At 64.5% G+C, this 19,330-nt stretch carries 15 protein-coding genes; 4 read left to right on the top strand and 11 right to left on the bottom strand.

Features of this window, described 5'->3' with window-relative positions; all coding sequences use genetic code 11:
* Window positions 1-69: 69 nt before the first annotated feature.
* Together PCE31106_RS21500 and PCE31106_RS21495 are read right to left on the bottom strand one after the other, a co-directional pair.
* Entirely contained in the window at window positions 70-558 is a 489-nt protein-coding gene (locus PCE31106_RS21500; protein ID WP_017234984.1) for an Lrp/AsnC family transcriptional regulator, read from the bottom strand.
* A 201-nt stretch (window positions 559-759) separates the two neighbouring features.
* Window positions 760-999, bottom strand: coding sequence for a hypothetical protein (locus tag PCE31106_RS21495; RefSeq protein ID WP_017234983.1), 240 nt, complete (start codon window positions 997-999; stop codon window positions 760-762).
* A 596-nt stretch (window positions 1,000-1,595) separates the two neighbouring features.
* On the opposite strand from PCE31106_RS21495, the gene PCE31106_RS21490 reads away from it, so the two are divergent.
* Window positions 1,596-5,162 (top strand): indolepyruvate ferredoxin oxidoreductase family protein, encoded by a 3,567-nt coding sequence (locus tag PCE31106_RS21490; protein WP_150564608.1) that lies wholly within the window; start codon window positions 1,596-1,598, stop codon window positions 5,160-5,162.
* A gap of 137 nt (window positions 5,163-5,299) precedes the next feature.
* Here the strand turns inward: PCE31106_RS21490 and PCE31106_RS21485 are convergent, their stop codons facing one another.
* Together PCE31106_RS21485 and PCE31106_RS21480 are read right to left on the bottom strand one after the other, a co-directional pair.
* Window positions 5,300-7,579 carry an NADP-dependent malic enzyme gene (locus PCE31106_RS21485; protein WP_150564607.1) on the bottom strand — a complete coding sequence of 760 codons (2,280 nt, stop codon included), beginning with the start codon at window positions 7,577-7,579 and terminating at the stop codon, window positions 5,300-5,302.
* 314 nt (window positions 7,580-7,893) lie between these two features.
* A complete protein-coding gene (locus tag PCE31106_RS21480) occupies window positions 7,894-9,132 on the bottom strand; it encodes an MFS transporter (RefSeq protein WP_150564606.1) in 1,239 nt (412 codons plus the stop codon).
* A 356-nt stretch (window positions 9,133-9,488) separates the two neighbouring features.
* On the opposite strand from PCE31106_RS21480, the gene PCE31106_RS21475 reads away from it, so the two are divergent.
* Together PCE31106_RS21475 and crcB are read left to right on the top strand one after the other, a co-directional pair.
* On the top strand, window positions 9,489-10,178 hold the full coding sequence (locus PCE31106_RS21475; protein ID WP_017234978.1) for an orotate phosphoribosyltransferase: 690 nt from the start codon (window positions 9,489-9,491) through the stop codon (window positions 10,176-10,178).
* 103 nt (window positions 10,179-10,281) lie between these two features.
* Window positions 10,282-10,680: a fluoride efflux transporter CrcB gene (crcB, locus tag PCE31106_RS21470; RefSeq protein WP_017234977.1), complete on the top strand. Its 399-nt coding sequence runs from the start codon at window positions 10,282-10,284 to the stop codon at window positions 10,678-10,680.
* A 9-nt stretch (window positions 10,681-10,689) separates the two neighbouring features.
* Here crcB and PCE31106_RS21465 read toward each other — a convergent pair whose 3' ends face one another.
* Complete coding sequence (locus PCE31106_RS21465) at window positions 10,690-11,526, bottom strand: helix-turn-helix transcriptional regulator (RefSeq protein WP_254441240.1); 837 nt, start codon at window positions 11,524-11,526, stop codon at window positions 10,690-10,692.
* A 267-nt stretch (window positions 11,527-11,793) separates the two neighbouring features.
* On the opposite strand from PCE31106_RS21465, the gene PCE31106_RS21460 reads away from it, so the two are divergent.
* Window positions 11,794-12,498: a class I SAM-dependent methyltransferase gene (locus tag PCE31106_RS21460; protein ID WP_254441245.1), complete on the top strand. Its 705-nt coding sequence runs from the start codon at window positions 11,794-11,796 to the stop codon at window positions 12,496-12,498.
* A gap of 69 nt (window positions 12,499-12,567) precedes the next feature.
* On the opposite strand, the gene PCE31106_RS21455 is transcribed toward PCE31106_RS21460, so the two are convergent.
* From PCE31106_RS21455 to panS, 6 genes are all read right to left on the bottom strand, one after another.
* Entirely contained in the window at window positions 12,568-14,064 is a 1,497-nt protein-coding gene (locus tag PCE31106_RS21455) for an NAD(P)/FAD-dependent oxidoreductase (RefSeq protein WP_150564604.1), read from the bottom strand.
* A 13-nt stretch (window positions 14,065-14,077) separates the two neighbouring features.
* The gene (locus tag PCE31106_RS21450) at window positions 14,078-14,884 is read right to left on the bottom strand and encodes a fatty acid desaturase family protein (RefSeq protein WP_254441238.1); all 807 of its coding nucleotides are present in this window, start codon (window positions 14,882-14,884) and stop codon (window positions 14,078-14,080) included.
* A gap of 42 nt (window positions 14,885-14,926) precedes the next feature.
* Complete coding sequence (locus PCE31106_RS21445; protein ID WP_150564602.1) at window positions 14,927-15,496, bottom strand: AfsA-related hotdog domain-containing protein; 570 nt, start codon at window positions 15,494-15,496, stop codon at window positions 14,927-14,929.
* Between the two features lie 83 nt (window positions 15,497-15,579).
* Entirely contained in the window at window positions 15,580-16,965 is a 1,386-nt protein-coding gene (locus PCE31106_RS21440) for a protoporphyrinogen/coproporphyrinogen oxidase (RefSeq protein WP_150564601.1), read from the bottom strand.
* 411 nt (window positions 16,966-17,376) lie between these two features.
* The gene (locus PCE31106_RS21435) at window positions 17,377-18,138 is read right to left on the bottom strand and encodes a peptidylprolyl isomerase (protein ID WP_254441236.1); all 762 of its coding nucleotides are present in this window, start codon (window positions 18,136-18,138) and stop codon (window positions 17,377-17,379) included.
* 171 nt (window positions 18,139-18,309) lie between these two features.
* Entirely contained in the window at window positions 18,310-19,263 is a 954-nt protein-coding gene (gene panS, locus PCE31106_RS21430; protein ID WP_017231737.1) for a ketopantoate/pantoate/pantothenate transporter PanS, read from the bottom strand.
* Window positions 19,264-19,330: the final 67 nt, after the last annotated feature.

Raw genomic sequence — 19,330 nt, 5'->3', positions numbered from 1 at the left:
CCCGAAAAAACGAAACCCGGTCAGTTGGCCGGGCTTTTTGTTTGCGTCAGAATAGCGACCACCGCCGATTTACGGAAGCGGCAGCGCTGTCGTCTCCTTGAGCTGATCGAGGACGAAACTTGTTTTGACGTCGACCACGCTCGGATGCACGAGCAACTGCGCCTGCATGAAGCGCGAGAAGTGCGCCATGTCGCGCACGTGCACGCGCAGCAGGTAGTCCATGTCGCCAGCCATCGCATAGCAGCCGACGACCTCCGTCCAGGTATCGACCACGGCGCGGAAGTGTTCGATGACCGAGCCACCCTGCCCATCGCCAGGATGGCGCTTGTCTAGCCGTACATTGACGTAGGCCAGCAGGCCGAGGCCGATGCGCGTGGGCTCCAGCAAGGCGACATAGCCGCGAATGACGCCCGCTTCCTCGAGGCGACGAATGCGTCGCAGGCATGGGCTCGGCGAGAGTCTCACCTGCTCTGCGATTTCGAGATTGGACAGCCGGCCATTGCTTTGAAGCAAGGCGAGAATGCGGCGATCGATCTTGTCCAGTTCGAGTTTTGGCACATTATTCCCCGTTATTGCTACTAGTTCGCAATATTATTGCGCTTGATTCCAATCTCAAGGAATCCATCTCCCTGATTCGATGATTACGGGAGATTACAGCAAAGGCACTCGGGACAAAAAAAAGCGCCACCGGGTGAGGTGGCGCCTTGGGGTGTCGGGGCGCATCGCTGGTGGGCGACGCCTGTGGGACATCGGGTCGCCTCAGCGACGCTGGAATTCTCGCGGATCGATCGTGCGCTGGTCGAGCGGGCCTTCGTAACGCTGCGGCGATTGCGTGGAGCGCGGCTGCGTGATCGGGGCCACCGGGGAAACCGGGGAAACGATCGGAATGGGTTCGGCCGTCGTGTCGCGCGCCATTTCGTCGGCGCGAGCGACGCTCACTTCCAGGGTCAGAAACGAAGCGGAAACCAACAGGAATTTGGCGATGTTTCGTTGATTCACAGTGACTCCTTCTTACGTATTGCGGCATTGCAACGCGCACTGATTGTGCGCAAAGTACGTACCCAACGTGTCGGGTAAAGCGTTAGTAACCATTCTGCCCGCGCCGTTCCCTCCCGCCGCCAACCGTTACACGTTGTTACCCGCGCGTCAGAAGATGCTGACAAGCGTACGGTTGCCGACATCATCGCGACACAATCGCGCCATTTCGAAGTGAAATCCGAAAACCGCCCGTCGTCGCGATGCCGCATCGGTGGACACGACGAGGCACGGCACACCCACCCCATCGACGAGGGTATACGAGAGCTATCTGACGTTTACGTAAACGTCACAATGATCGTTATACTTCGCTGGATCGGTCACCGATGAGACGTCACCGTCCCCGTCAGGCAATGCCATGACACCGGTGCTACCATGAGTTCGACCGGTGAGCGCAATACAAAAAAGGCCCCCGCTCGCCTGGTGGCATCACGCAAGTGAGTCCCCGGGCACGGAACAATCAGAGGCCGGCATTCACCGCTGCCGTCCTGCTTCACGAGAGCGGGAGGGGCAGGAAGTTTTGGCGATCCCAAAATCAGTGAGAGTGAGGAGCACACCCCATGAACGCCCCCGTCAATCCGAGCTTGCTGGCCGCACTGGAATCGGTCACGCTCGACGACAAATACACGCTCGAGCGCGGTCGCGCCTACATGAGCGGCATTCAGGCCCTGGTCCGGCTTCCGATGTTGCAGCAGGCGCGCGATGCCGCGGCCGGACTCAACACCGCAGGCTTCATATCGGGCTATCGCGGCTCGCCGCTGGGCGGGCTGGATCTGTCGCTATGGAAAGCGAAGCAGCACCTCGCCAGCCACCATGTCGTTTTTCAGCCCGGCTTGAATGAAGATCTCGCGGCGACCGCCGTGTGGGGGTCGCAGCAGGTCAACCTGTACCCCGCCAAGTACGACGGCGTGTTCTCCATGTGGTATGGCAAGGGCCCCGGCGTCGACCGCTCGATGGACGTGCTCAAGCACGGCAACTCGGCCGGCTCGTCGAAGCACGGCGGCGTGCTGGTGCTCGCGGGCGACGACCACGCGGCCAAGTCCTCCACCCTCGCGCACCAGTCCGAGCACGTCTTCAAGGCCGCCGGCATTCCCGTGCTGTATCCGTCGAACGTGCAGGAGTATCTCGATTACGGCCTGCATGGCTGGGCCATGAGCCGTTACTCGGGCCTGTGGGTCGCGATGAAATGCGTGACGGACGTGGTCGAGTCGTCGGCCTCGGTGATGATCGATCCGCACAACGTCGACATCCACCTGCCGGACGACTTCATCATGCCGCCCGACGGCCTGAACATTCGCTGGCCCGACCCGCCGCTGGTGCAGGAAGCGCGTTTGCTCGACTACAAGTGGTACGCGGGCCTTGCGTACGTGCGCGCCAACAAGCTCGACCGCGTAATGATCGATTCGCCCCATGCGCGCTTCGGCATCATGACCGGCGGCAAGGCGTATCTCGACGTCTGTCAGGCGCTCGCCGATCTGGGGCTGGACGAAGCCACGTGTCAGCGCATCGGCATTCGTCTGTACAAGGTGGGCTGTGTGTGGCCGCTCGAAGCGCAGGGTGCGCGCGCGTTCGCACAAGGGCTCCAGGAAATTCTCGTGGTCGAGGAAAAGCGCCAGATCCTCGAATACGCGATCAAGGAAGAACTGTACAACTGGCGCGACGACGTGCGCCCGCGCGTGTATGGCAAGTTCGACGAAAAGGACGGCGCCGGCGGCGAATGGTCGGTGCCGATGGCCAACTGGCTGCTGCCCGCCCACTACGAACTCTCCCCCGCGCTGATCGCCAAGGCGATTGCCACGCGTCTGGAAAAGTTCGAGTTGCCGAGCGACGTGCGCGAACGCATCGCGGCCCGCCTGCGCGTGATCGACGCGAAGGAGCAAGCCCTCGCCAAGCCGCGCGTGGCCGTCGAGCGCAAGCCGTGGTTCTGCTCGGGTTGTCCGCACAACACGTCGACCAACGTGCCCGAAGGCTCGCGCGCCATCGCCGGCATCGGCTGTCACTACATGACCGTGTGGATGGATCGGCGCACCGACACGTTCTCGCAGATGGGCGGTGAAGGCGTGCCCTGGATCGGTCAGGCACCGTTCTCGTGCGACGAGCATATCTTCGCCAATCTGGGCGACGGTACGTACTTCCACTCGGGCCTGCTCGCGATTCGCGCGGCGATCTCGTCGAAGGTCAACATCACCTACAAGATCCTGTACAACGACGCGGTCGCCATGACCGGCGGCCAGCCGGTCGACGGCACGCTGACGGTGCCGCAGATCGTGGCGCAGGTGGATGCCGAAGGCGCTACAAAGATCGTCATCGTGACGGACGAGCCCGAGAAGTACGACGGCGTGAAGCTCGTCGGCGATGTGCCGGTTTACCACCGCAACGACCTCGACCGCGTGCAGCGCGAACTGCGTCTGGTCAAGGGCACGTCGATCCTGATCTACGACCAGACGTGCGCCACCGAGAAGCGCCGCCGTCGCAAACGCGGTGCATTCCCCGATCCGGCAAAGCGCGTGGTGATCAACGAAGCGGTCTGCGAAGGTTGCGGCGACTGCTCGGTGAAGTCGAACTGCCTCTCGGTCGAGCCGCTGGAGACGGAATTCGGCACGAAGCGTCAGATCAATCAGTCGACGTGCAACAAGGACTACTCGTGCCTGAACGGCTTCTGCCCGAGCTTCGTGACGGTCGAAGGCGGTCAGTTGCGCAAGCCCAAGACGGCGCAGGTCGACAGCAGCGAGCTGCCACCGCTGCCGGAACCGGCGCTGCCCGCCATCGCACGTCCGTACGGCATTCTCGTGACGGGGGTGGGCGGCACGGGCGTGGTGACCATTGGCGCGTTGCTCGGCATGGCCGCGCACCTCGAGAACAAGGGCGTCACCACGCTCGACGTGACCGGCCTCGCCCAGAAGGGCGGCGCGGTGACGAGCCACGTGCAGATCGCTCTGCAGCCGGAAGACATTCATGCCACGCGCATCGCCATGGGCGACGCCCGCGTCGTCATCGGCTGCGACGCCATCACGACCGCGAGCGACGACACGCTCTCACGCGTGCAGCACGGCGTGACGAACATCGTGGTCAACAGCGCGCATACGCCGACGGCCGACTTCATCCGCAATCCGAACTGGCGCTTCCCCGGCACGAGCACGGAGCACGACATCCGCGCGGCTGCCGGTGAAAACGTTGACTTCGTCGACGCCAATCACCTCTCGCTGCGACTGCTCGGTGACACCATCTACACGAACCCATTCGTGTTGGGCTACGCATGGCAGAAGGGCTGGGTACCGCTCTCGTACGCTGCGCTCACGCGCGCCATCGAGCTCAACGGGGTGGCCGTCGAGAAGAACAAGCAGGCGTTCGAATGGGGACGTCGTGCCGCGCACGATCTGGCGAGCGTGCGCAAGCTCGCGCAACAGAACGAGGCGCCGGAGCCGGCGGCCGCCGGTGGCAAGCTGATCACGCTGCACACGCCGCGCGCGCTCGACCGGTTGATCGAGCGTCGCTACGACCAACTCGTGGCATATCAGGATCGCGCCTACGCCGAGCGCTTCAAGCAGACGGTGGATCGTGTGCGCACGACCGAGGCCGCGCTGACGCCTGAGGGCATGCCCATGCCGCTCACCGAAGCGGTCGCCCGGGCGCTCTACAAGCTCATGGCCTACAAGGACGAGTACGAAGTCGCGCGTCTGTACACCGACCCGGCGTTCATGAAGAAGCTCAACGAGCAGTTTGAAGGCGACTTCACGCTGCGCTTCCATCTCGCGCCGCCGTCGTTGGCCAAGCATGATGACAAGGGGCATCTCATCAAGCAGGCGTACGGCGCGTGGATGATGAAGGCGTTCGGCGTGCTCGCCAGGTTCAAGGGGCTGCGCGGCGGGCCGTTCGACATCTTCGGCCGGACGCAGGAGCGTCGCATGGAGCGCGCACTGATCGGCGAGTACGAGACGCTGGTCAACGAGGTGTTGTCGCGTCTGGGCGAGCACAACCTGTCGCTGGCCGTGCAATTGGCCGAGCTGCCGCAGGAGATTCGCGGCTTCGGGCACGTCAAGGAGCAGAACCTCGCCGCCACGCGCATCAAGTGGACGAAGTTGCTCACGCAGTTCCGCGAGGGCGATTCGCATCGCGTGGCCGCCTGATGCGCTGACACGTCACCCGTCAGTCCAATAAAAACCCCGCCAGCGCGTGAGCATCTGGCGGGGTTTCTTTATGCGCTAGCGCACCGTCGACGGACATGCACGCCGCAACATCGGCGGCGGCACATCCGTCCTGACACTCAACGGGTGACGTTGGCCGCGGCAACGGCCGTCATGTTGATGATGCGGCGCACCGTGGCGGCCGGCGTCAGGATGTGAACCGGCTTGGCGCAGCCGAGCAGGAACGGGCCCACCGTCACGCCTTCGCCGCCCGTCATCTTGAGCAGGTTGTACGTGATGTTGGCCGCTTCCACGTTCGGCATGATGAGCAGGTTCGCTTCGCCCGTCAGACGCGACGCCGGATACGCGGCACGACGCACCGCCTCCGACAGCGCGGCGTCGCCGTGCATTTCACCGTCGACTTCCAGCGACGGTGCACGCTTGGCGAGCAGTTCGCAGGCGCGGGCCATGCGTTGTGCCGAAGCCGACTTCACGCTACCGAAGTTCGAGTTCGAGAGCAGCGCCACCTTCGGGGCGATGCCGAAGCGCTCGATTTCCTTCGCGGCGAGCACGGTCATCTCGGCGAGCTGCTCCGAGGTTGGCGTCTCGTTGACGTAGGTGTCGCTGATGAACAGGTTGCGCTTCTCGAGCATCAACAGGTTCATCGCCGCGTAGTTCTCGACACCGGCGGCACGGCCCAGCACCTGATCGACCACATCCAGATGGCGGTGGTACGTATCGATCATGCCGCAGATCATGCCGTCGGCTTCGCCCAGATGCACGAGGATCGCGCCAATCAGCGTGTTGTCCTTGCGCATGGCGGCCTTGGCGACTTCCGGCGTCACACCGTGACGCGCACCCAGGTCGTGATACGCCTGCCAGCAACGCTGATAACGCGCGTCGTCTTCCGGATTCACGATCTCGAAGTCAACGCCCGGCTTGAGCTTCGAGCCGATCTTCTGCAGGCGCATTTCCACCACGGCCGGACGGCCGATGATGATCGGTTTGGCGATGCGCTCGGCCAGCACGAATTGGGCAGCGCGCAGCACACGCTCGTCTTCCCCTTCGGCGAACACGATGCGCGCGGCGTCGTTACCGAAGCGCGCACGGGCGGCAGCGAACACCGGGCGCATGATGAACCCGGTGCGATACACGGTCGTGCCGAGTTGCTCGCGGTAGGCGTCCATGTCCGCGATCGGACGCGTGGCCACGCCCGAGTCCATCGCGGCTTGCGCCACGGCCGGTGCGATCTTGATGATCAGGCGCGGATCGAACGGCTTCGGAATGATGTATTCCGGCCCGAATTCGAGCGACTGGCCTTCATAGGCGCGCGCGACTTCTTCGCTTTGCTCTTCTTCCTGCGCCAGCTCGGCGATGGCGCGCACGGTGGCGAGCTTCATCTCTTCCGTGATGGTGGTCGCACCAACGTCGAGCGCACCGCGGAAGATGAACGGGAAGCACAGCACGTTGTTGACCTGGTTCGGGTAGTCCGAACGGCCGGTCGCGATGATGCAGTCCGGACGCGCAGCCTTCGCGATTTCCGGACGGATTTCCGGCTCGGGGTTGGCGAGCGCGAGAATCAGCGGCTTCGTGCCCATGGTCTTGACCATGTCGCCGGTCAGCACGCCGGCGGTCGAGCAGCCGAGGAAGACGTCGGCCCCGTTGCTCGCGTCGGCCAGCGTACGGGCATCGGTCGCCGCGGCGTAGCGCGCCTTGCTCTCGTCGAGCTTGTCGCGGCCGGTGTGGATCACGCCCTTCGAATCGAGAACGAGAATGTTCTCCTTCTTCAGGCCGAGATTCACGAGCAGGTCCAGACAGGCGATAGCGGCAGCGCCCGCGCCCGAGCACACCAGCTTGACGCGGCCGATGTCCTTGCCCACGACCTTCAGGCCGTTGAGGATCGCGGCCGAGGCAATGATGGCGGTGCCGTGCTGATCGTCGTGGAAGACGGGAATCTTCATGCGCTCGCGCAGCTTCTTCTCGATGTAGAAGCACTCGGGCGCCTTGATGTCTTCGAGGTTGATGCCGCCGAGCGTCGGCTCGAGCATGGCGATCGCTTCAACGAGCTTGTCCGGGTCATGCTCGGCGAGTTCGATGTCGAACACATCGATACCGGCGAACTTCTTGAACAGGCAGCCCTTGCCTTCCATCACCGGTTTGGCGGCGAGCGGACCGATGTTGCCCAGGCCGAGCACGGCCGTGCCATTGGTGATCACACCGACGAGATTGCTGCGCGACGTGTAGCGATTGGCAGCGAGCGGATCTTCGGCAATCGCCTCGCAGGCGTAGGCCACGCCGGGAGAGTAGGCCAGCGACAGATCGATCTGGTTCGACAGCGGCTTGGTCGGCGTCACCGAGATTTTGCCCGGACGCGGATTCTCGTGGTACGCCAGGGCGCTTTGTTTCAGTTGTTCATCCATATCTCGATACCTAAGAACAGGGCGACGGCCGGGTCCGTGCCGCATGCGGGCAGCGCGTGGACTCAGCCGTCTTTTGACGGATCACGGCGGGGGAAGAGCCAACCGGAGGGATTCGGCGATTGTGTCGTCGACGGGGTTCTTCACCGCGCGGCAGCGTGATGGCCGCCGCGCGTCCCCCGATCCTGCATGCCGCGCTCGCGCGCGTCGGACCGTGGGGGCTTGCGGTGCGCCGGATGCACCGCAGGACGCAAAGTGTACACCTTGCGCCGAAAGCTCGACGCTGCCTGCGCGGCCGGCGTAGCGGGCAACAGAGGTTAGGACAGCGCTTCGCCGCGACGCTCCGGAATCAGGAAAAGCGTGGCGAGAATATCGAGCACATAAATGCTAGCGAGGAAGACGAGCGCCAGCTTGAACGAGTAGGCCGCCGCCAGCGCACCGACGGTGAGCGGCCCGAAACCGCCGACGGCACGGCCGATGTTGAACAGCACGTTCTGCGCCGTGGCACGCGCCGCGGTCGGGTACAGCTCCGAGATCAGCGCGCCGTAGCCGCCGATCATGCCGTTCACGAACATGCCCATCGCCGCGCCGCCGATCAGCAGCGAGAACGGCGTGTGCAATTGCGCGTAGACGAACACCATCACGACCGCGCCGATCTGGTAGCCGATGAACGTCGGCCGACGTCCGAAGCGGTCTGCAAGCCGGCCGAACAGCCAGATGCCGAATGCCATGCCCAGCACCGTCACCGCCGTCCACATGGCCGACTTGGTGAGCGAGTAACCGAACGTCTTCGACAGATACGAGGGCATCCAGATCATCAGGCCGTAGTAGCCGAAGTTCTGTACCGAGCACAGAATCGCCACGCCGAGGCTCGCGCGCGTGGTCGTGCCGTCTTTGACCAGCAGCTTGAGCGGCGCGTGTTCGCGCGGCTGCCGCTGTTGTGCAAGGAACATCTCGGGCTCGCCGAGCGCGCGACGCATGATGAACGACACGACCGCCGGCAGCAGGCCGACGGCGAACATGCCACGCCAGCCGATGTGCGGCAGCAGCAACGGCGTGAGCAACGCGGCGGCAAGCACCCCGGCCTGCCACCCCAGCCCCACGAACGACGATGCCCGCGCACGACGCGCCGGCGGGCAAGCCTCCGCCGCGAGCGCCATGCCGATGCCGAACTCGCCGCCCAGTCCGATACCGGCAATCGTCCGGTAAGCCAGCAGATCCCAATAGCCCTGCGCAAGCGAGCACAGGCCCGTGAACACCGCGAACAGCAGAATCGTCCACGACAACACGCGCACGCGCCCGTAGCGATCGGACAGCATGCCGAAGACAATGCCGCCAACGACCGCGCCCACGAGGGTCCAGGTGACAAGCGCGCCCGATTGGGCGCCGGTGAGCGCGAGATCGGCCGCAATGGCCGGCAGGATGAAGCCGAGGATCAGCAGATCGAAACCGTCCATGGCGTAGCCGATGGCCGACGCCCACAGGGCGCGGTTCGCGTAGGCGGTATCGTGCGGCACCACCGGTGCGGCAAGCGAGGGCGAGGCATCGTTAGGCATGGGCGCGTTTCGTCAGGTCGGAATTTTGGGCGTGAGTGTATGCCTGTCATTAAGCGCCGGCAACTGTCTCTTTTTTTGGATTCATCTGTCGGCGGCGGGTTCTGATATGCGCCGTGCGCAAACATTGTGCGGAGTGATCGAATGGTGAATATACGCTCCGTGCATAATTGACCGCGCGTTTGCTGAAACTTGTGGCATAATTCGCGCTTAAGCGCCGGTCGGTCGTTGCCAGACGTGCCGACCCGCCGCCTTAGACGGTGTCCTGCCGCAGCGCCTTGCGCTACGGTCCCCGCCGACTCACCCATGACTCCTGGCTGCGCGCCGCACGGCGGGCAGCTACGCTTAGGAACCGCATCATGATTGGCATCGACCGCCAGGCGATTTCCGACATCACCGCCAAGATCCTGCTCGAAGTGGGCGCGGTGCATTTCAACGCCGAGAAGCCGTACATCTTCACGTCGGGCTGGGCCAGCCCGGTGTACACCGACTGCCGCAAGTTGATCTCGTACCCGCGCGTGCGCCGTACGCTGATGGATTTCGCCGAAGCCGTCATCATTCAGGACGTCGGCTGCGAGCAGTTCGACACGGTCGCCGGCGGTGAAACCGCAGGCATTCCGTTCGCGGCCTGGATCGCCGACAAGCTGATGCTGCCGATGCAGTACGTTCGCAAAAAGCCGAAGGGTTTCGGCCGCAACGCGCAGATCGAAGGCGATCTGCCGGAAGGCTCGCGCGTGCTGCTCGTCGAAGACCTCACGACCGATGGCCGCAGCAAGATCAACTTCTGCAAGGCGCTGCGCGACGCCGGTGCGAAGGTCAATCACGTGTTCGTGGTCTTCCACTACGACATCTTCCCGGAGAGCCGCCAGGTGCTCAAGGACATCGATGTCGAGCTGCACTCACTCGCCACGTGGTGGGACGTGCTGCGCGTTGCCAAGCAGCAGAACCACTTCGACACGAAGACGCTCGACGAAGTCGAGAAATTCCTGCACGCGCCGGCCGAGTGGTCGGGCGCGCACGGTGGCGCCACGTCGTTCCCGAAGGACTGAGTCTCGTGGCAACGCCCGCAGTATTCGCTTGAGAGGCGAGAGCGGCCGGCCTGAAAAGGTCGGCCGTTTTTTTCTCCGCATCCGCTCGGCAGAGGAGTCAACCATGTTTGCGTCGGTCTTCGCCATCAGCCTCGGGGCAGCGTTAGGCGCGCTACTGCGCTGGGCACTGAGCGTACAGCTCAATGCGATCCTGCCGACGCTCCCGCTCGGCACGCTCGTCGCCAATCTCGTCGGCGGCTATCTCATCGGTGTTGCCGTCGCGCTCTTCAGCCACTTTCCGTCGATTCCGGTCGAGTGGCGACTGTTGATCGTGACCGGCTTTCTCGGTGGCCTCACAACGTTCTCCACCTTCTCCGCCGAAGTCACCACGCTGCTGCGCGAAGGGCAGATGGGCTGGGCAGCGCTCACCGTGGCGGTTCACGTCGGGGGCTCGCTCATCATGACCCTGCTTGGCATGGCCAGCATCACGCTGCTCATCCAGTGGTTGCGCCCAGCCCTCTGAGCGACCGCACTACGGCAGCAACATCACGAGCTTGACGTCGTCGTGCCCCGACAGGCGGAACGTGACCTGTGCGAAATCGATATCGCCGCGCACCGGGTGATGAAAACCACGCCGCCCGCCTTCGCGTTCGACGACATCCTGCTGCGACCAGAGCGAGGCGAACCTGCGGCTGTCGCGCTGCAATTCGTCCGTGAGGGCACGCACGGGCGTATCGTCAAGGTAGGCACTGCATTCGGCACGAAACTCCGCGACCACCCGGCGCGCGCGACGCTCCCAATCCTGAATCAACGTGGGCGCACCCGCATCGAGAAAGATGTAGCGCAGCAGATTCTTCGCGCCCGGCGCGTCGAGCCAGCCATGGAAGATGTCGGCGGCGGCCGCGTTCCAGGCCAGGACGTCCCAGCATCGATCCAGCGCGTAGGCCGGAGCCGCCACGGCGGCGACGGCCGCCTGCACCTGTGCCGACGCATGGTGCGGCAACGGCACGGCACCGCGCTCCGGATCGCGCTTGCCCGCCAGATCGAACAGGTAGGCCCGTTCGGCACGCGAAAGCCGCAGCGCGCCGGCAACGGCCGCCAGTGCGCCCGCCGAGATCGACACGTCGCGTGCCTGCTCGATCCAGGTGTACCAGGTGGCCGACAAGCCGCACAACTGCGCCACTTCCTCGCGCCGCAATCCCGGCGTGCGACGCCGCCCCAAAGGCGGCAGTCCGGCGGCCGCCGGGGTCAGCCGCTCGCGATGCGCGCGCAAGAAGTCGCCGAGCGCGCGACGCTGGCGCGCATCGTCACCGTGAGGGGCTGGCGCGTCAGACGCCAATTCGGGCTTAGGGATAGGGGTAGTTTTCATACCAGGATAAATAGGTAACTTGTACCGGTATCAACGAGCCATTATCGTGAGACTTACCAACATCGCGCAAGCGCCCAGGCGGGCCGACTCCCCTTGCATCGCGCCCTGCCCCACCCACGTAGGAGACTCACCGTGAGCGAAACCCCGTCATACCCTTCCCGCCCGGGTTCGTCCACCGCCCCCGCAGGGGCGCAGGACACCCACCACGCGCATCATGGCCATAACGCCGTCGTCACCGGCCAGTTCGGCCCGCAGGCATCGGCCTATCTGACGAGTGCCAATCACGCGCAGGGCGCCGATCTGGAGCAACTCGCCGCGATCGCTCGCGCGCATCCGGGTGCGCAGGTGCTCGACCTGGGGTGCGGCGCGGGACACGTGAGCTTCTTCGCGGCGCCGCACGTCGCGCGCGTGGTGGCGTACGATCTGTCCGCCGACATGCTCGGTGTGGTCGCAGGCGAAGCGGCCAAGCGCGGCCTGACGAACATCGACACGCAACTGGGCGCAGCCGAATCGCTGCCGTTCGCCGATGCCAGCTTCGATCTCGTCTTCAGCCGATACAGTGCGCATCACTGGGCCGACGTGGGTGCCGCGCTGCGCGAGATGCGTCGCGTGCTCAAGCCCGGCGGACGCGTCGTGATCTGCGACGTCGCCTCGACGGGGCGGCCGCTGTTCGACACGTATCTGCAAGCGGTCGAAGTGTTGCGCGATACGTCGCACGTGCGCAACTACGCCGCGAGCGAATGGCTGACGATGGCCGCTGGGGCGGGATTATCGGTGGCGTCGCTCACGCCGCGCACGCTCGATCTCGACTTCAAGACGTGGATCGCGCGCATGCGTACGCCAGCGCCGATGCAGGTAGCCATTCGCGCGCTGCAAACGGCCATGGCCGACGACGTGCGTCGTCATTTCAGGATTCAGGACGACGGCTCGTTCACGCTCGACACGCTGACGCTCGAACTGATTGCCGGTTGAGCGTCGGGAGGTAGAGGCAGGCGAGCGCGATCCCTCGTAGCGACGCGCCCGCTTTCCTTTTATGAGCGGTCACTTTTGTCCGTTTTTCCTCACACCCGCCAAATCCCGTGGGTAACGCGATGCGGAACGTCGCGGCGCAAATGCGAGCGCCGCGCGCTGCGAGGCAATCCGCCAGGCAACCCGCGCCGTCACCGAGGGGGCAAACAACGCGGACGGCGGCTCGACCATGTGCATCACGCGCAGAAAGCGTCGGTAGATGGCGGCATCGTCGACGGCGAGACCGAGCAGCGACTCCACGTAATGTTGCATGAGCCGCGCCCGCCAATGCGTGGCGCCCCGCTCCCCCGTCTGACGTAAATCGACGCCAGTCGCGAAAATCCACGCGCGCTGCGCCACGTGGGCGAGGGCGCGCTGCAAGGCCAATCCACCCGGGGCATCGTTGGCGCGACGAATGAGATGCAGATGGGCGTCGAGCGCCACCGCGCTCAATGCCGCAATCGTCATGCCCTGCCCGTACACCGGATTGAAGCTGCATGCGGCGTCGCCAAGCACCGCGAAGCCCGCGGGCCAGCGCCGCATTTCGTCGAAGTGGCGTAACCGATTTTCCGTCCGGCGAAACTGACGGATCGACGAGACCGGCTCGGCGTGGGCAATCGCGTCGTGGAGGGTCGGCACCCGCAGGCTTTTCGCGAAAGCCAGGAAGCCGTCGGCATCACCCGGCGGATAATCGCCGCCCGCCCCCGTCAACGTGACGATCCATCGGTTGTCCTCGATGGGGAAGATCGTGCCGCTGCGCAGGCATTCGGGTGGCCGGCCGTGCACCACCAGCGCTTGCCAGTCGCGCCAGACCGACGGCTTCGGCACCGCATAGAGTCGGCTCGCGTACCCGACACGGGCGTCGACGACCGTCTCGCGTACGGCGTCCAGCCCCATCGCTCGCAGCCACGACGGCGCATGCGAGTTGCGACCGCTCGCGTCGACAACGAAGGCGGCCGGCAAGGTCGTGACATCTTCGGCATCTTCGGCTTGTCCGCGCGATCCGCCCGCGCGACGCCGAATCGTCACGCCGCAAACGCGTGCGAGCGTCGCATCGAAGCGCAACCCCGTGACGTCGCAGCCCGTCAGAACACGAACGTTCCGCTTGGCGAGCACGCGCTGGCGCACCGCGAACTCGAGCAGGCCACGGCTCGTCGACCATGTGACGAAGCCCTCGCCTGCGGGCGGCATCCAACCCGCGGCACCGAACCAGCGCACGGACCGATACCAGTCGAGCGGCACCGCGCCCGCGTCGAGCAAGGCCTGACCCAAATCGGGAAACAGCGCGTCGAGCGTTCGGCGCCCCCGCATCAGCAGTTGATGCACATAGTGCCCCTGCGGCACGCCCGCCCTCGGGGCTGGAGAATCGGGCAGCGCGTCGCGCTCGACGAGCCACACTTCATCGAAGTGCCCCGCCAGTGCATGCGCGGCGAGCAAGCCCGCCATGCCTGCGCCGACGACGATGGCACGCCAGGCGGTCGATGGGGCTTCGGTGGGCGTGCAGCGCGCCCGTGTCGATGAAACCGTCATGATCTCCCCCGGATTATCGGAACCAGCGATTCAATGGCGTCGACGATGGCGGCACGTCGATCCGGTGGGCGATCTGCCGATGGAATTCCGGTAGCCGGCTCCAGTGCAAGCCCGGCCGCACGTGATGCGCGAGGTGGTAGCCGTTGTTGAAAAACACAAGATTGAGCCACCGGTTGGCCTTCGTGTGCGATGCCTTGAACGGATCGCTGGCGTAGAGATCGATATGATCGTCGTACGTCATGTGAATGAAGTTGAGCCAGACCAGGATCCTTGGCACGACGAAAAATAGCAGCGCATTGCGCGGGTCGTGAAACAGCAACGCGACCAATACGAGGTTGCTGGCCGCGACCTGCCAGAGGCAGCGTCGACGCAATCGCGCGCAGGTCCGCCCGATGCGCAGCACGTGATAATCGTATGTCAGGAAATAATGAGCAACGTAAGCGAGCCGCGACATCCGGCAACCGCCAGCATCGATCCAGCGCGACGGATCCCGCTCCGGTTCGGTGTAGTGCAGGTGATGTCCCCGGCTGTGATGCAGGCGAAACTTTGCCGCGTACATGCCGGTCTCCAGGGTCATCACCCATTCCAGCACGCGATTGGCCCAGGTGCCCGCGAACATGCCCATGTGCGACTGGTTGTGCACGGCGGTCGAAACGGCGATCTGGGGCAACAGGAGCACCGTCGCGCACGTGATCGCCACCCACGGATCGTGCACGAGAAAATAGGCGGCCCACTGCAACAATGCCGCACCGGCCACCAGCGCCAGCGGTGCAAGATCTTCGGTGTAACGCAGACCCAGAAGTCGGGCGAGATGTCTCATGATGCCTCCCTGCAACGCACGGCTCATCGCCATCGATGCGATTCAATGGATGTCGTCCGCCTTGGCCGAGTGACGCAAGCGGGCAAGCAGCGCCGGCGAAGAGAAGCTCCAGCGCGCGTTCATCGTGCCCAGTGGGCGGCCGAACTGCAGCCACTGCGTTTCGCAAGCCAGCGCGGACAAGCGGTCATGACGATAGGATTTGGCGACGATCACGAATCGCACCGACAGTGGCGCGTGCAGCTCGGCGAAATGCTCGAAGGTGACTTCCAGCGAATTGAGCACAAAGACGAGGTCGTGCGGCACCTCGTAGAAGCGGTGCGAGATCGCAGTGCCGGTCTGGCGAGTGGCTTCGATCATCATCAGGCCGGGAACGTGGTCGAGTGGATGTTCGAAGAAGAACGCGTGGTGCGGATCGATCGCAAGCACAGCGGAAAAGGTATCGTGCCCCTCGGGTGTGGCTTGCGCCCGCTCGATCGACGCGACGAAGACATTGACGGGATTGGTCTTGTGAACCATCGCCCGGTCGAGCTTGCCCGGCATGGCAAAGGCGTCAGCGGTGGTGACATCGGAGGTACCGGCAGGGCGGCCGGTCACGGGCGTTTGAAGGTTCATGGCGACTCCGTTCAGACAATGGGGGGGACGGAACCTGGCCCACCGGGTTGACGGCGAGCCGGCCTGGGGGATCGATGCTGGACTTACGACGATGCGTGCAAGCCGTAATCGATGGCGCGCGATGCGCGTAGATCGTGCGCGAGGTGCGACTGGGCGATGCGAACCGCCGCCTCCTGCGCAGAGAGCATGCAGGCCTCAATCGACGCGCCGCGCAGATAATCGCCGGCGAACGCAAGACCGTCGATGCCATGGCGCCGATCGTCGAGCCATGCGCGCAGCCGATAGTGATGCGGCGCGTACGCACACAACCCCGGATCGAAAAGATGCGCGACAACGTCGCGCCGGTCGGCCCGTTCCACGGGAACGTACTGGCGCAGGGTCGTCTCGGCGAGATCCAGCAATGCTTCGGCTTCCGGCCCGGCAAGGCTGCCCGCGCTTCGCGCACTTGCGATGACGGCGCGCGCCTTGCGGCCACTGAACGTGTAGCGCACGCGGTCGAGTCTGTCGATGCCGTAGGCGCCGGCGTTGCTCAGCGCATTGTCCGGGCCGAACGACAGCCCGCGCACGTTCGCAGAGAATATCGGCCGGCGGTAAGCGGCCACCACCACGAGCACCGGAAAATAACGTATTTCGTCGAGTGCGGCGGCGAGTGCCGCGTCGTGTTCGCGCAGCAGATCCGCGCTCACCCCTGCCGGCGTGGCGAGCACCACATGGTCGTATTCCAGATGATCGGTACGCCCATCGAATTGCCGCACCTGCAAACCGGAAACCCGTCCGTGACGCACCATGAGCCGCTCGACGCGGGCATTGAATCGCGCCTCCAGCGGTGCGGTCGCCGCACCGATAAACGCCCCCATGCCCGCCTCGAGCTGATCATAGGTGTCGAGCCACATGCCCAGGTGGGTGCCGAAATTGCCGAGGTGAATTTCGTCGGGCTCCGCACCGTTCATTCGCACCGACATTGCCCGCACCACAGCGCGACAGAACGCCGGGCTGAAATGCGAAGCCAGCGGCGCATCGTCGGCATCTCGCGCTAGCCGGGCAAATGACGGTCCGTCCAGGAACCGATTGCGCGCGTCGAGCCACACGCGTGCGCAAAGCGCGGCAAGGCGCATGGCATCCGCCGCAGGACAACCGCGCAGATACGCAAGCGTGCTGCCAAGGCGGCGCGTGCTATCGAGCGTGACGATCTTTCCGTCGCGAATGCGCGATGTGTTGATGCCGAACGGCTCGAACGCGAAGGGTCCGAGGGCGTGCGCGAGCTTGCGAAAGCGCAGATAGTGCCGGCCGATGTTCTTGCCGCCGAGATCGATTCGGTCGCCGTCGAGCGTCGCAGTGGTGATCCGGCCACCGGGGGACCGGTGCTGCTCTATAAGCTCGACATGAAGGCCGGCGTCGCGTAGATAATGCGCAGCCGCAATGCCGGAAATACCGCCGCCAACGACGGCGCACGTCGCAGTGGTTGCCATCAGGGATCCCCCGCATGTTCATTAGGCATGCTTTAAGTATCGTGAAAATGACACCTGAATATCACGACATCCTAAGGATAGGCGAACGCGGTTCATCGTTTGCATCCCATCGGGCGGTCACCGATAGTGCTCTACACGAGCGATGGCAAACGTGAACTCCACAACGCATTGGATCCCAATCCAATCATTGGATGGCACATGACGACGGCAACGCGGGCGCGGTGCGCTGCCTCACCGAACGCGCTGCGTGGCGCGGAAAAACGAAAGGGCTGGGTTCTGCCTGACACAGAACCCAGCCCTTTGGGACACAACACTGAACGCTACGACGTTGCCCGATCAGTCCATCGACACACTCGCGCGCCCTGCCGCACCTGGCTGGACACGCACGCCGCTCCGACAGCCGACCATCCGCTATTGCACACGCACCGGTCCGTCATCGTCGTTGGCGCCGCTAATTTCGGCGACACCGGCGAGCAGCGCCACGTAGTGCCGCAGTGCCCGCGCACGCGCCTGCTCGTACAACTGCGCGGCGATGCGCTCGGCCACGCGTTCGTAGGGCGGCATGTGCCCTTTCACCCGGCGTTCGATCCGCACAACGTGGAAGCCGTAGCGCGTGTTGACCAGTCTCGGCACCACGCCGAGTCGGTCGCCGCAAAACAGCACCAACTCAAACTCGGGTGCGCCACTGCCACGCGCGAGCATACCTAGACTTCCGCCCGTGCGACCTGACGGGCAATCCGACATCGATTGCGCCACCGCTTCGAACGAATCGGGATTGGAGCGCACGGCATCCAGTGCCGACTGCGCCCTCTCCAAGGTCGTCGACAGCGGCACACTCGCCGACATCGCAAACAGAATATGACTCGCCTGCACCCGGTCGCCCACACGGAACTGCCCGGCGTGTTCGTGGAAGTAGGCCCGGCATTCGGCGTCGGTGGGACGATGCACTTGAACGTCCCGCGTGAACAGTGCATCGACGATAGCGTCGTCGCTCGCGGGCATCGCGTCGTTCTCGTCGAATAGCCGCAAGTCGAATGCGCGCTGGCGCAGCAATTCGCGACTCACCAACGCGTGCTGTGCGGCGACCTCCGGATCGGCCTCGTCCTGATGCTGATCGATCTCATCGGCGACGCGACGTGCGTCGATGACAATTCCGTTGACTCGCAAAGACATAACGCACTCCCGCCAAAACATTGACTGCCACCGGTCGCGCCGCTTCGCATGCCGGGGCGCGACGGTATATCGAAGTTGTAGGCGATGCGCGTCAGAAAGGCAAATGCCCGCGATGACGGTGTGGGCGGCCGTTGCGCGCCGCACACACTCGCATGCGGCGCACGAAAACACTCAGTGAGACGGACGTGTGACCACCGCCGGCGCATCGTTGGCGGTGCCGGTCGGACGACCCCGCCAGTAGCCCGCGAGCAGCGAGCCCGACAAGTTGTGCCAGACCGAGAAGAGCGCCCCCGGCAGTGCGGCGAGCGGCGTGAAGTAGATTTTGCCGAGTGTTGCCGCCAGGCCGGAGTTCTGCATACCGACTTCGATGGCCAACGTGCGGCAGATCGATTCGTCGAAGCCCAGCAGACGACCGCCCCAGTACCCGCCCAGCAGGCCCAGACCGTTGTGCAACACGACACCGAGCATCACCAACGGACCCACCGTGGCAATGTTGCCCTGATTCGCGCCGACTACCGCGCCGATGATGAGCACGATCGCGATCATCGACACGAGCGGCAGATAGCCTTCGACCGCGCGCACCGCACGACCGAAATAGCGATTGATGAGCAGGCCCGCGCCAATCGGCAGCGCCACGATTTGCAGAATCGACAGCAGCATGCCCTCGACGTCGACCACGATGGAGGCGTCGACGTACAAGCGCGTGAGCAGCGGGGTCGCGAACACGCCGACAAGCGTCGACATTGCGCTGATCGTCACCGACAGGGCCACGTCGCCGCGGGCGAGATAAATCATGACATTCGAGGCTGTGCCGCTAGCAACGCTGCCCACAAGCACCATGCCGGCCGTCAGATCGGGCGGCATGTGCAGCACGCGCGCGATCACCCAGGCGGCCAGCGGCATCACGAGATAGTGCAACACCACCCCGGCGACGATCGGCGCGGGTCGCGTGAGCACGCGCTTGAAGTCGTCGACGGTGAGCGTGACGCCCATCGCAAACATCACCACGGTCAGGAGCGCCGTGACGTGCGGCGTAACGCTGGAAAAACTGCCCGGCGAGAAATAAGCGGAAACGGACAGCAGCAGAGCCCACAACGGGAACAGCCGGGTAATACGGGCGATCATGAAATCCTCAGGGAAGGGGAATGCGGCACGTGCGCGGCTGAGCCGATGAGGCCGCCTTGCCTGACGC

This window comes from Pandoraea cepalis, from assembly GCF_902459665.1.
Taxonomy (GTDB): domain Bacteria; phylum Pseudomonadota; class Gammaproteobacteria; order Burkholderiales; family Burkholderiaceae; genus Pandoraea; species Pandoraea cepalis.
This window is presented reverse-complemented; position numbering and strand designations above follow the sequence as displayed.

What these genes read in the sequence shown, in the direction of transcription:
- PCE31106_RS21490 (WP_150564608.1), top strand. Translation starts at nt 1,596, where the DNA reads ATGAACGCCCCCGTCAATCCGAGCTTGCTGGCCGCACTGGAATCGGTC.
- PCE31106_RS21485 (WP_150564607.1), bottom strand. Translation starts at nt 7,579, where the DNA reads ATGGATGAACAACTGAAACAAAGCGCCCTGGCGTACCACGAGAATCCG.
- PCE31106_RS21480 (WP_150564606.1), bottom strand. Translation starts at nt 9,132, where the DNA reads ATGCCTAACGATGCCTCGCCCTCGCTTGCCGCACCGGTGGTGCCGCAC.
- PCE31106_RS21475 (WP_017234978.1), top strand. Translation starts at nt 9,489, where the DNA reads ATGATTGGCATCGACCGCCAGGCGATTTCCGACATCACCGCCAAGATC.
- crcB (WP_017234977.1), top strand. Translation starts at nt 10,282, where the DNA reads ATGTTTGCGTCGGTCTTCGCCATCAGCCTCGGGGCAGCGTTAGGCGCG.
- PCE31106_RS21465 (WP_254441240.1), bottom strand. Translation starts at nt 11,526, where the DNA reads ATGAAAACTACCCCTATCCCTAAGCCCGAATTGGCGTCTGACGCGCCA.
- PCE31106_RS21455 (WP_150564604.1), bottom strand. Translation starts at nt 14,064, where the DNA reads ATGACGGTTTCATCGACACGGGCGCGCTGCACGCCCACCGAAGCCCCA.
- PCE31106_RS21450 (WP_254441238.1), bottom strand. Translation starts at nt 14,884, where the DNA reads ATGAGACATCTCGCCCGACTTCTGGGTCTGCGTTACACCGAAGATCTT.
- PCE31106_RS21445 (WP_150564602.1), bottom strand. Translation starts at nt 15,496, where the DNA reads ATGAACCTTCAAACGCCCGTGACCGGCCGCCCTGCCGGTACCTCCGAT.
- PCE31106_RS21440 (WP_150564601.1), bottom strand. Translation starts at nt 16,965, where the DNA reads ATGGCAACCACTGCGACGTGCGCCGTCGTTGGCGGCGGTATTTCCGGC.
- PCE31106_RS21435 (WP_254441236.1), bottom strand. Translation starts at nt 18,138, where the DNA reads ATGTCTTTGCGAGTCAACGGAATTGTCATCGACGCACGTCGCGTCGCC.
- panS (WP_017231737.1), bottom strand. Translation starts at nt 19,263, where the DNA reads ATGATCGCCCGTATTACCCGGCTGTTCCCGTTGTGGGCTCTGCTGCTG.